Annotated in this window: 12 protein-coding genes; 2 read left to right on the top strand and 10 right to left on the bottom strand. The window is 49.2% G+C overall.

Annotated features, from left to right (window positions below):
• Positions 1-93 precede the first annotated feature (93 nt).
• The 6 genes from ACYQ2L_RS09035 to ACYQ2L_RS09010 form a co-directional block, all read right to left on the bottom strand.
• The gene (locus tag ACYQ2L_RS09035) at positions 94-324 is read right to left on the bottom strand and encodes a hypothetical protein (protein WP_460054187.1); all 231 of its coding nucleotides are present in this window, start codon (positions 322-324) and stop codon (positions 94-96) included.
• Between the two features lie 87 nt (positions 325-411).
• Positions 412-705 (bottom strand): hypothetical protein, encoded by a 294-nt coding sequence (locus ACYQ2L_RS09030; RefSeq protein WP_460054185.1) that lies wholly within the window; start codon positions 703-705, stop codon positions 412-414.
• Positions 706-731: 26 nt separating this feature from the next.
• Positions 732-1,634, bottom strand: a complete 903-nt coding sequence (locus ACYQ2L_RS09025; RefSeq protein ID WP_460054178.1) for a hypothetical protein — start codon at positions 1,632-1,634, stop codon at positions 732-734.
• Entirely contained in the window at positions 1,624-3,711 is a 2,088-nt protein-coding gene (locus ACYQ2L_RS09020) for an ATP-dependent helicase (protein ID WP_460054170.1), read from the bottom strand. The genes ACYQ2L_RS09025 and ACYQ2L_RS09020 overlap by 11 nt, the downstream gene beginning before the upstream one ends.
• Before the next feature lie 17 nt (positions 3,712-3,728).
• Positions 3,729-4,637, bottom strand: a complete 909-nt coding sequence (locus ACYQ2L_RS09015) for a helix-turn-helix domain-containing protein (RefSeq protein WP_460054166.1) — start codon at positions 4,635-4,637, stop codon at positions 3,729-3,731.
• Between the two features lie 15 nt (positions 4,638-4,652).
• On the bottom strand, positions 4,653-5,354 hold the full coding sequence (locus ACYQ2L_RS09010; RefSeq protein ID WP_460054161.1) for a LolA family protein: 702 nt from the start codon (positions 5,352-5,354) through the stop codon (positions 4,653-4,655).
• 123 nt (positions 5,355-5,477) lie between these two features.
• Between ACYQ2L_RS09010 and pyrH the strand changes: the two genes are divergently transcribed.
• Positions 5,478-6,167 (top strand): UMP kinase, encoded by a 690-nt coding sequence (gene pyrH / locus ACYQ2L_RS09005; protein ID WP_460054158.1) that lies wholly within the window; start codon positions 5,478-5,480, stop codon positions 6,165-6,167.
• 41 nt (positions 6,168-6,208) lie between these two features.
• On the opposite strand, the gene ACYQ2L_RS09000 is transcribed toward pyrH, so the two are convergent.
• The 4 genes from ACYQ2L_RS09000 to speA form a co-directional block, all read right to left on the bottom strand.
• Positions 6,209-7,696: a tetratricopeptide repeat protein gene (locus tag ACYQ2L_RS09000; protein WP_460054154.1), complete on the bottom strand. Its 1,488-nt coding sequence runs from the start codon at positions 7,694-7,696 to the stop codon at positions 6,209-6,211.
• A 149-nt stretch (positions 7,697-7,845) separates the two neighbouring features.
• Positions 7,846-9,051, bottom strand: coding sequence for a carboxynorspermidine decarboxylase (gene nspC / locus ACYQ2L_RS08995; protein WP_460054149.1), 1,206 nt, complete (start codon positions 9,049-9,051; stop codon positions 7,846-7,848).
• A complete protein-coding gene (locus ACYQ2L_RS08990) occupies positions 9,024-10,220 on the bottom strand; it encodes a saccharopine dehydrogenase family protein (RefSeq protein WP_460054146.1) in 1,197 nt (398 codons plus the stop codon). Before ACYQ2L_RS08990 ends, nspC begins: the two co-directional genes overlap by 28 nt.
• A 40-nt stretch (positions 10,221-10,260) precedes the next feature.
• Positions 10,261-12,177 (bottom strand): biosynthetic arginine decarboxylase, encoded by a 1,917-nt coding sequence (gene speA / locus ACYQ2L_RS08985; protein WP_460054144.1) that lies wholly within the window; start codon positions 12,175-12,177, stop codon positions 10,261-10,263.
• 113 nt (positions 12,178-12,290) lie between these two features.
• On the opposite strand from speA, the gene ACYQ2L_RS08980 reads away from it, so the two are divergent.
• A complete protein-coding gene (locus tag ACYQ2L_RS08980; protein ID WP_460054138.1) occupies positions 12,291-12,755 on the top strand; it encodes an ankyrin repeat domain-containing protein in 465 nt (154 codons plus the stop codon).
• Positions 12,756-12,762: the final 7 nt, after the last annotated feature.

Here is a 12,762-nt window from a genome sequence, read left to right as displayed (position 1 = left end):
GTTCTACTCAGTTCGGAGGCATATAATTGTTGAGAACGGAAAAAAAGTCAAGTGCCGTATGTCGAGATGGCAATGTCTTTTTTACCCGTCGTATCAGCCTTGCCTGGCTGCCTCTTCTGCCTCTTCCTTCTTTGCTTCCATTCTGTCTTTGATATCAGCGATGCCGATTATTACTGCCAGAAATCCAATAAAAAATGCCATTACTGGCAGACCGCCCTTGATGAACTGCACGACTTCAGGTCCCCACTGTAATGCCCAATCCATTGGCAGAACTGCGTACAGGCCAGCCAGCGAAAATACAAGTCCCACAATTAATGCTACCATGCAAATCCTCCTAGCAGATATCAGAAGCCAAGCTATCACAAGACAGAAAAAAAAGCAAATCCCGTTGGCTTGTACGAGGACTGATTTCTACAATCTCCCGCGAATATAGGCTATAAAGCCTGCAATAAGTGCCATCCCCGGCAATATCTGCAGCAGTATTCTGACAGGACTGGCATCGCCAAGAAATACTGGATCAAGATTTACTGCTCCCAGCAGATCAAGTGCATGCAGTATGGAGGAGGCATACAGGGACAACACAGCGATTACCATGAACAGCCAGGGAATTTCCCGTGTTTTCGACCACACGATGATCGCGAGGAAAGAGGCTATACCAAAAATGAACAACTCAGCGGCAAATATCCAGAACTGGGAACTAGTCATACCATATTATTAGCTTAATCCACAGCTCACTGCAAGCAGCCAGCAGAATCCGGCAAGGCATTAATAAGACTGTTCTCCTTGCTGCTGAGTACGGCCGGCATAATTGCTGCAATCGATGGATCCTCCGGCAGGAGTAAACCCAGGTTGAGTGCAGCGATCTTCCAGGAATTATATCTCTCTGCTGACCCTGAAAAATATTGATAGGGTCCTGAACTGTACCACTCAGGAAAAGCTCTTGCCTTGAAGCTCTCCGGAAACCATTCAATATCACTGCGCTTCGTACTCCAGGAAGGATATACAGGTGAAAAAAAGAGCTCTATTCCCGTAACGAGACTCTTCAGATTGATTTCACTGAATACCGGAGACCTGGCCCAGTCAGAGTGCATGATCGGAGTATCCGGAATTTCTTCCGGAATAAACAGAGGCTGAGGACAGAGACTTCTGGGGACGGGCAGAATCGGTGCAACGATGGGGCGTTTTCCGGCTGCAATGCTATCGGACACTGCTTTTTTTCCTTCCGAGAGCGTATCTTCAACATCATAGCCAGGACGCCACATCAACATTGATCCAGCCTTCTGTCCTCTTGGATCCCTTGAATCAACCAGATCTGAATTATGCAACTGAAGCACAAATGGAAGCTGCCGGAGAGACAGTCCAGGCGGCAGCAGAACCATTTTATACCCGGGAACAGCATCTGCCAGTCCGGATACCGTAAAAAGCTTCCCCAGGAGTTTGACCGAGCGTTCTGACTCGCGATTAACGCAGCTTGTGACAGTTCCCCGCGAGAGTATCTGCTTGATGTCCGATAACAGCCTTGAAGGACGATGGCCGCAGAATGCCCCGCCTTCATCCAGGCGCATATCCAGATATCTTCTGCCGTCAGCCCCGTACCAATGATAGTCCCGACAGCGCCTTACATTACCAATCATCACCACTAATCCTCTCAATAGCCGTGTAGGCAGGAAGAAACCGCGCACTGCGTCCGGTTTCAAACTGTACCATTATCACAAGCTCTCCACTCTTTATTTCCGACCGGATGACCCGACCGCTTCCGTAGTCGTCATGATACACTGCAGAGCCTACCGGGTACTCAAGACCCGATTCCTCTTTGCTGCCTGCATCACCGCCGGCCAGACTTGTCCGCACCAGCTCTGAAGGAATCTCCCTCAGAAAACGGGACGGAGAGGTATCCAGAATCCTCCCGTGCATGCGGCGCAATCTGGTAGTCGTCATATACAGCTCATGCCGGGCTCTTGTAACTGCCACATAAAACAACCTTCTCTCTTCCTCCATGCTATCGGGATCCAGATCTGACTCCCGGGGGAACACTCCTTCATCCATACCACTGATAATAACCCTGTCAAACTCAAGTCCCTTGGTATTATGCATGGTGATCAGCGTTACAGATGCATCTTCGGTTTCCTGCCGTGAACCACTGTCCAGTTCAATCGCTTCAAGAAATTCTACCAGGCCTTCAAGTGTCCCGGGATACATAGCAGCAGCATTGCCCAACTCTTCCAGATTCTGGACTTTCTGCATACCAGCAACCTCGTCCTGCTCCTTGTGATACTGCAGCAGCCCGGATAGTTTAAGGGCATAATCGAGAAGCTCACTCAGCATTTCGAAGCGCTGATCACGGAGGGCGGCGGCGATATCCCTGAAAAAACCGAGACAGCCGGATACCGCCTTTGCAGTTTTGGCCGGTAATGCACCGGAAATAAAATCCATTGACTGCATTAAATCAGCGGAACCGGCATGCTGTAATATTTTTTCCACACTTTTTTTGCCGATTCCTCTGGCTGGTTTATTAATTATGCGTATAAATGATACGGGATCCCTGGGATTAGCGCTGAATCTAAGTAATGCTATGGCATCCTTGACTTCTTCACGCTCATAAAACCGCAATGTTCCAACTATACGATAGGGTATACCGTTACGCAGGAACACCGTTTCGAAAACACGGGACTGGGCATTAGTCCGGTACAGAATTGCGGTATCCACCTCCGGCTCGTTCCGGATCAGCTGCATACAGAATTCAGCTTCCTCATCCTGATCATAGAGCTGCGCTATCAAGGGGATCTTCCCGTCTCCGTTCTCTGTCCATAGCTCCTTCCCGAGCCTTCCTTCATTATTCGAGACAACGGCATGAGCAACCTGGAGTATTGCATTTGTCGATCTGTAGTTCTGTTCGAGCCGGATTATATCTGTACCGGGAAAATGCTCGGGGAAGTCGAGAATATTGCGTACTTCAGCTCCCCGAAAGCGATAAATTGACTGATCATCATCGCCTACCACGCAGACATAGGTACCTGAAGCCGTCAGCGCTTCCAGCAGCTTGAATTGAGCAGTATTGGAATCCTGGTACTCATCTACCAGCACAATCGAAAATCTGCTGTGAAAGCGATCTGCCAGGGCACTGTGCTGTTTCAGCAATTCCAGGGGCCTGAGAATAAGGTCTCCAAAATCAACGTTCCCGATAGACTGCAGCCGTGCTGCATATGCCTGGTAAACCTCTGCAAATTCGGGGTCAGCATGCACAGCGCTGAGATCGTCTCCCGGCTGCAAGGCCATATCCTTGGCACGGGAAATACTACGTACCATTGCCTTTACCCACTGGCGGGATTGTTCCGGGTATAGACCTGCCAGCAGGCTCACCTGATCATCGTCGTCATAAATAGAAAACTCCGCAGGAATCCCGGCATGAGCTGCATTCCGCCTGAGCATCCAGGAACCGAAACTATGGAAGGTCCGGATCATGCAGTCAGCAGCAGCAGGCTCAAGCGTAGCGGCACGCTCACGCATCTCCCTGGCTGCTTTATTGGTAAATGTCACAGCCAGAATTGATCGAGGGTCTACGCCCTGGGATATCAGATATGCTATTTTTAGAGTGATCACCCTTGTCTTGCCTGATCCTGCACCAGCAAGAATCAGTAAGGGAGCGCCCTTATGCAGTACAGCGGCTTTCTGGCTTTCATTCAGTCCGGAGAATATGGGATTTTCATGCATAGATTCATGCAGTGTACTCAGTAAACAGGCACCTGCTCAAGCCGGAATGGACTATCCGAGCCCGGATTGTTCCAGGCAAAGCGTGCTACTGCAACCTCACCGTCACTACCAAGGCGAATACTGGTATTGTTAACGGTAAGACTTACTGCACCGGCATTTGAGGTGTATACCTGGACATACTGAGTACCTTCAAGCTGAATGCTGTCGCCCTGACTCAGCATCTGCTGCCTTGGCTCTACACTATCAGCCTGCAAGCGTACAAGGCTGGGAATTTCTCCACCCTCTACCCGCAGCTGGATCGGTCCTGGCGCAGCGGCTTCCATAAGCAGCTGATTCTGTCTACGTCGTGATGCAATACTGCTTGATCCGACCGGCCTGGCAAAATCAGCCGAAGAAGCCAGGGAGGCTTCGATGTCATCAGTATCAGACTCGTCGGGATCAGTCAAAGCAGCAGAAACAGGCGTTTCTGCCCCGGCGCTTTCTTCGTCAGCTGCCGGCAGAGTCTGCTCCTGGACATCGGCGGCTGCAGCATGAGTATTACCTTCCCCATCAAGAAAAGGAATCCCCAGAACCCCGGTTGCTGCAAGTATTCCAACAGCTATCAGCAATGCCGCAGCAACACCTGCGACCAGCAGCTTCGGCCAGATCCGTGGTTTTGGATTCAGCAACTCATGAATAGGCAGAGGCTGCTCCTGAAGGAGCTGGTTTTTATATAAAGTAACCATTTCCTGAGGATCTTTCTGCAGGTACTCGGAATACTTACGTATAAAGCCCAGTAGATATGTCTCCCCTGGAACCAGATCAAACTGCTCTTCTTCAATTGCCCGGAGAAAATTTTGCGAGATGTGGGTATCCCGGGCCGCCTGCTCGATACTGCTGCCTTTGGCCTCACGAGCTTTTCGCAACCTTTCACCTACGGATTCCATTCATTCTCCTTGAATCTAATTCTGAGCCCCGAAAAGGAAATTATTAAATCGATTTGCCGAAGGCGGCGATCGATATTCAAACTGGGACATTGTCAAATTCTGATTAAGTTCAATATTATTGAATTCGAGTACAACCTCTTCATAGTTTACAGTTGTCCCGATCATTCTGCGGATAAGCATGTCATCATCTACCGCAATTACAATCTCACGGAAACCTTCAGATGGATTTCTCCAGGTAAGCCGGAGATTTACAACCATTACCTCAGAACCTTCACGCAGAGGAACAGGGGTCGGATCAGTCAGATAACTTACATTATACAAGCGTCTCAGTAAACCGAGCCCTTCACGGGTGGCCAGAGCAGTAATTTCCTCATCCTGCTGTCTGGCACCAAGAGACTGCTGCATTGTTACATCGAGAGCAGGAACATACAAGGTGAGAGTACTTCCATCGGTAACCAGAACCTGCTCCTGTGGATTGGTAAAATTGATACGAAGAAGATTCGGATAGCGATGAAAAAGCTCGCCGCTCATCCTGGTGTCGCCTTTTCTCATTGAAATATCAGCTGTATAATCTTCAATCTCCTCATATCTATCACCAACCCTCGAGAAAAAATTCGGGGCGGTAATAATCTGCTGAGCCTGCAAAACCGAGGCTGCAAAAATCAGCAGCAGGGATAGAAAGAATACAGACGGACTTATGTGATTTCTGTTTTTCATAATACTCTGCTCATATTCGGGGAGTTCGTGAACTTTGTCAAGATTCCCCATAGCTGCAGGCCTTTATTCTTGCCGCTGAAATCCCTATAATGGGATCACTCAAGTTGTTTATGGAGGATCCCGATGATCACAGTTATCTCCCTTGGCGGCAGCATAGTCGCACCCGACGAAGTCGACGTACCTTACATTCATGCTCTGGCACTGACGATTCGGGAGTATCTCCAGGAAAATTCCCAGAGAAAAATCATACTGATTATCGGCGGAGGCGGACCTGCACGCCGATACCAGAGGGCATACAGAGAACTCTGCGAGAAAGCTGACAATGATGCTCAGGACTGGATAGGTATTATGGCGACGCGCCTGAACGCCGAACTGGTACGCGCAGTATTTGACAAGGAATGCGGCACAGCGGTTGTTACAGATCCTACTGCGGAATTTGACTTTCCCGGGCAGATCCTTGTAGCAGCTGGCTGGAAACCTGGATTCAGCACAGATTTTGACGCTGTCATGCTGGCACAACGTTTCTCTGCAAACAGAATAATCAATCTCAGTAATATCGAGAAGGTATATACTGCAGATCCAAAAATTGATCCAGATGCGCAGGCACTGGATTACATCAGCTGGGATGATTTCAGAAAGATGGTCGGAACGGAATGGATACCCGGAAAGAACACTCCTTTCGATCCGATTGCCAGTGCGAAGGCCAGCGAATTAAACCTGCAGGTAATCGCTGCCGGAGGCAGAGATCTGCCGAATTTCCGCAGGATTCTTCACGGAGAAGATTCAATCTGCACAGTAATCGGAAGAAGATAATCCTTGAAAAATCCTGGGTGATTAAATAAATCCGGTAATTCCTAGAACTGTTCAGCACGAATCTGCAGTGCCTGGGCATACCTTGATTCAATCAGAACCTGCAGATCCTGGGGCGGACGTATAGATCTCAGCTCCGCGACAAAGGCCGTATCTCCTCTTCCTGCAGCCCTGATGACAGCCGAACTGAGCTCAGCACCGAGCAGACTATTTCTCGACCAGTTAATTCTACGCAGAAGAAAAGGAACTTCTCGCAAAATTACAGCCCCTACACTATCCAGCAGAGAATCATCCAGTCCGGAATATAACTCAAGATAGACCTGCGCCTGATCCACAGGATCCCGCAGACTACTTATAACTTCCGCAATCCCTGCAGTATCAGATTCCCTGGCAAAAAGAACTGCCATAGCATACGCTGCATCAGTATTTGAAAGCCAGTATCTGGGACTCAACTGTCTTGCCTCTCTAATGAGGTCCACAGCAGTCTCTTCATGACCCATTTCAACATTCAGCAGGGCCAAACGGACATATGCAATTGATTTAAGCTCATCGGAATCAATAGAGGAGGCATAACGCTGAGCTTCCTGTAGCAGAAACAGAGCAGAGTCAGCATCGCTGTATCTCAGAAACCATTCTGCTTCCTGCAGAAGTATCTCGGCCCTGGCGGAATTCCCGGGCACACTGGAAAGAAGTTCCTCGAGCACCACTCTGTGTCCGCTGAGAATGCTCCCTCTGACGGCCAACAATGCTACATTTCTGTCTATGGTCCAGAGGTCCGACTCACGCCAGATTCTCAGCCCGCGGTTTCTCAGTTGTACAGGATCTACACCGGAAACCGGCTGTGATAGTTTACCAACGAGTCCGGAGAGATATATTAACCCAGCACTCTGAGTCAGTCGATCAGGCACTCCGGAGCTGGCCGCGATCGCGTGCTGTACAATACCGGTAACATCACCGGAAAAACTGACCTGCCACATGTGGAAAATAGTCTCCTGCAGCACAGAAGAGCGGATTCTCGGATCTCCAATAAATAAAACACGATCGGTAACCCGGCGGAACTGATCGCCGGTAATATCATCAAGTGAGAAAATCAACTGTATTATTCTGCTCAGATACTCACCCTGCAGATTTTCATCTCCGCTCAGGGTCAATGAGTCAAGCGTAAGCTGCAGCTCACGCTCTGCCTCGGATATCTGTTCAAGATCAAACAGAATGTGAATCAACTCAATAGAAACATCGTACGCCGGTTCGTCGAGTTGCCTGAGACTCCGCTCCGCAATCCGGGCGTAATGCAGTGCTTCAGAGTGAGCACCAAGCTGTTCATAACTGCGGGAAAGGTGAAGGGCGTAACGACTACGTTCATTCAGGTCCCGCGAAGATTGAAGCAGCACATGAGCGTCATCAAAGCTGGCTGCTACAGAGTCATCCCATCTGCGGTTTACTCCAGGCCGCTGAAGTTCTGCCTGAGTCGCACAGCTGCTCAAAATCAGAGCTGCAGTAATTATTATCGGAAATACGGCTTTTCTTCTCATGTATCCCTATCAATTATACTGCAGCCGAAGAGGAAAAAATATATAAACAGCTGCGAATCGGCAGCTCGGTTCTGTTTTCCGGAATACCCATTGTGATTGCATAAACTTTACACAGTGTATCGGGTTATCTACAGCGTTTCAATGACACATTACGATAAACGATCGCGAAAATCCTCGTAGGAGAAATTCCGGATGACCTCAACTGAATTATCCACAGGCGAGTAACAGACTATCGAAGGATGGTGAACACCATTAAACATCGTGGTTTTCACCATGGTGTAATGGCTCATGTCCTCGAAGACCAGCCGGTCGCCGATCTCAAGCGGCCTGTCAAAGCTGTAATCGCCAATTACATCTCCTGCAAGACAGCTCATTCCTCCAAGCCTGTAGACATGCTCCTTCTCTCCCGGTGCGCCGGCTCCCCAGATTTCAGGACGATACGGCATTTCAAGTACATCGGGCATGTGCGCTGTGGCCGAGATGTCAAGAATAGCAAGAGGCATTCCATTATACGTGATATCAAGCACCGAGCAGACCAGGACCCCCGTCCGGATTGCGACCGCTTCACCGGGCTCAAGATAAACCTGCAGATCCCAGCGCTCACGCAGTGTTCGCAGTAGATTCACGAGCAGATCCCGGTCATAGCCAGGCATCGTAATATGGTGTCCGCCACCAAGATTCAACCAATCAAGATCGGGAAGAAAATCCGAGAAACGCTTTTCGAAGGCGGCAAGCGTTCTCTGCAATGCATCGGATCCCTGCTCACACAAGGTATGCATATGAAAGCCGCTGATTCCTCTCAATGCATCAGCGTCGCTCGCACAGAAAGATCTAAGCTCAGATTCCACAATTCCGAGTCGGGAGTGCGGTCCGCAGGGGTCATAAATGGGCACCGTCCCCTCAGAGTGCTCGGGGTTGATCCTCAGTCCGAAATGAATGGGCCGCCCTTCATCCCTCCTGGTTTCAGCATATTCAAGACATCGTGTACGGAACCGCTGCCACTGCCCGCAGGAATTGAATACTACGTGATCCGACAGCAGTAATACTTCCTCCAGATCCTGTTCTGAATAAGCCGCAGCAAAGGTATGCACTTCTCCATCCGGACAGCAAAACAGTTCCCGGCCAAGCCTTGCTTCATAAGGCCCACTCGCACATACTCCGGGAAGATGCTGCCGGATTTGGGGGAAGACCGAATGCATTGCAAAGGCTTTTAACGCCAGCAGGATTTTTGCTCCGGATTTTTCCTGCACAGCAGACAGAATCTTCAGATTATCTTCAAGTGCAGCCCTGTCCACAACGAAAGACGGAGAGGGCACACGTGCAGGGTCTATGAGCGCAGGAACTGTTCGTGCCATGGTAATCCGTGCTGATTCAGGGCTTCCATAAATGGATCAGGATCAAACTCTTCCATATTGAATACTCCCGCGGCTTTCCAGGCTCCGGTAAGCATCATTTTTGCGCCGATCATGGCGGGAACACCAGTCGTATAGCTGATTGCCTGAGACTGTACTTCTTTATATGCTTCCTCATGGGAACAAATGTTGTAGATATAATATTCCTTCGGTTTTCCGTCTTTTTTCCCGGTTATATGACAGCCGATGCAGGTTTTACCCTTGGTCAGTGGACCAAGCGAAGCCGGATCCGGCAACACTGACTTGAGAAACTGGAGAGGTACAATTTTCTGCCCCTGATACTCCACGGGATCAATTCTGGTCATCCCGACATTCTGGAGTACCTCCAGATGTTTGAGATAATTATCCGAAAACGTCATCCAGAAACGGGCCTGTTTGATACTCGGAAAGTGTTTTACCAGTGACTCAAGCTCCTCATGAAACATGAGATAGATCTTCTTCCCTCCGATGCCGTCGGGAAACTCATAGAGCCGATTTTCACTGAGCGGATCTGTTTCGATCCACTCACCTTCGCGGTAATACCGGCCTTTTGCAGTAACCTCGCGAATATTGATCTCCGGGTTGAAATTGGTGGCGAAGGGCATTCCATGATCCCCGGCATTACAATCGATTATATCAAGGGTATCAATCTCATCAAAATGATGCTTCATTGCATAGGCTGTAAAGACATTGGTGACCCCGGGATCAAATCCACTGCCTAACAAAGCCATAATGCCGGCTTCCCGGAACCTCTGCTGATACTCCCACTGCCATGTATATGAAAACCTTGCTTCCTCAGGAGGCTCGTAGTTAGCGGTATCCAGATAATCAACCCCGGTTTCCAGACAGGCATCCATAATCGGCAAATCCTGATACGGTAAAGCTACATTCAGAACCAGATCCGGTGTAACCTTGCGGATTAGAGCGGTCATTTCCGCGACATTATCTGCATCCACCTGTGCCGTAGTGATAATCGATGACGTTTTTCCCTCAAGCTGGGCTGCAATAGCCTTACATTTCGACTCTGTTCTGCTGGCAATCACAATCTCCGAGAACACCTCCGACACCTGTGCACATTTGTGCACAACAACCTGGCTGACTCCGCCAGCTCCAACTATCAGTACTTTCGCCATACTTAACTCCTGAATTGATTATCTGTATCCATATACTCTGCTATCGTTCAAAATATGTGTAGCCGTTAAGCCCCGCTTCGTATACGGACAGAATTCTTCTTCTGTCCTGCGGCTGAATTCTACCGTCCCTCACGGCCTGCTCTGCCTTCTCACGGAACATACGAAGCAGGTTCTTGGGATCATATTCAACATAGGAAATGACGTCCGCAATAGAATCGCCTTCGAGTTCGTGGACAAAATCAAATCCCCCTTCAGGCTTGATTCTCACACCTACAATATTCGTATCACCAAAGAGATTATGCAAATCACCAAGGGTTTCCTGGTATGCTCCTACAAGAAATACTCCGAGGTAATACTCTTCATCCTGATTCAGCTCATGCAGGGGCAGTGTTCTGCGCAAGTCGTGGGAGTCCACAAAGCGATCCAGTTTTCCATCCGAGTCACAGGTAATATCCGCGATAATTGCCTTGCGGGTTGGCTCCTCATTAAGACGATGCAGGGGCATAACCGGAAAAATCTGGTCAATCGCCCAGGCGTCTGGCAATGACTGGAACACACTGAAATTGCCGTAATACACGTCATACAGGGCATCGCTCAGACCTTCCAGAGCAGCAGGAACCCGACGTAATTTACCTACATTCTCTATAAGCCGCCGCATAATCGCAAAAAACAGATTTTCGGAAAGAGCGCGTTCCCGTAAGCCGATCTGACCGATCTTGAAGCGTTCCCTGATTTCATCGCGATAGTACACAGCGTCGTTATAGCATTCCTGAACGTTTTTCAGGGTCATACTGCTGAGCACCTCACGCATGCTCACCAGCAGCTCATGTGATGCGGCAGGAATCTGATCAACCTCCATCGTAGCCTCGGAGCGATTCACATCCAGTATGTCAAAGAGCAGCACTGAAGAATAGGCAACCGTAGCCCGACCGGACTCGGTAATTACTGTCGGATGAGGGATATCATGCTCATCCAGAACTTCCATGATTACCTCGATCACGTCTGCCGTGTATTCATCCAGCGTGTAGTTCATACTATGAACAAAATTTGTTTTGGATCCGTCATAGTCGACGGCTAGACCACCCCCAAGGTCGATGTGACCCATTGGAGCACCCTCGAGCGCAAGATCCGCATAGAAACGACAGGTTTCACGGATTGCAGCACGTATATCGCGAATATTCGGTATCTGGGACCCCAGGTGATAATGCACCAGACGTAAACAGTCCAGCATATCCACAGCCTTCAAGCGATCGACTATCTCGACCAACTGTGTAGCTGTGAGTCCGAAAATGCTTGAATCGCCGCCGGATTCGCTCCAATGTCCTCCCGCCTTGGTCGATAGCTTGAGCCTTACCCCAATATTTGGACGGATCCCGAGCACCTGGCTCCGTTCGATCAGCAGATCAAGTTCGCCTGGCATCTCCATGACAAAGAAAACCTTATAACCCATGCGGGTAGCTTCAAGACCAAGATCTATAAATTCAGCATCCTTATATCCATTACAGATAAGACAGCTGTTGGTATTATTCAGTACGGCCAGAGCGACAATAAGCTCAGCCTTGCTGCCGGCCTCGAGTCCATGATTATATCGGTCGCCGAACCGGGAAATCTCCTTGATCACCTGTTCCTGCTGGTTCACCTTTATGGGAAACACGCCTTGATATATCCCTTTATACCCAAGATTATGAATTGTGCGGCGAAAGCTTTCATTCAGCAGGCTGATCTGCGAATCCAGCAAATTTTCGATCCGCAGCAAAACGGGCATACTCAAACCCCGCTGATTGATACCGGCGATTATATCCATCATATTCACACTCACCGGTCCTTCCGGGTATTTAGCTGTAATTATGACTTCTCCGGTATCAGAAACATCAAAATATCCTGCACCCCAATCCTTTACACCGTACATGTCGGCGGAGTCAGATACTTTCCAGCGCTGCAGCATTTCTTTTGGCAATTGCGGCCTCCTTTTACCTGTATACTATGAAAAAACCTGATGGTAAATCGGGTGTCGGGTCATAAAGACTAATGATAAAGCAAAATCCTGACGATATTCTACACGAGGGATGCATGCTGCGCTCAAGAACGATCCGGACCCTGGTAATATTGATCTCAATCACTGTATTCAGCAGCAGCATCGCTGCTGATATTCCAGTAATTATCCCGAACCTTCACAGAATTTCCAGGTGGGGTCAGTCAGAACTGGTCGAACTGCTTCTTCAGAACGGCGCAGATACGGAATTACGGGATATTACAGGAAGGACGGCACTGCACCATGCTGCACGATATCCGCGAACCGTTTTCGTTCTGCTTGAACACGATGCTGACCCCAATGCCAGGGACGATTTTGAGAATACCCCCCTGCATTTTGCAGTCCATGAGATCGACTCGGTCCGCCTGCTTATTGAAGCAGGTGCTGATGTAAACGCACGGAACCACCTGAACAGAACTGCGCTGGACATGGCACTAAGGCTCGGAAACACCAGAAGTAACAGAAGAACCGTCGCCCTGCTTCTCGAAGCAGGGGCAAGATAACCCTGTC

Source organism: Spirochaeta dissipatitropha, assembly GCF_054657935.1.
Note: the sequence above shows the minus strand (reverse complement) of the source record. Positions and strands in the feature narration are given on the sequence as shown.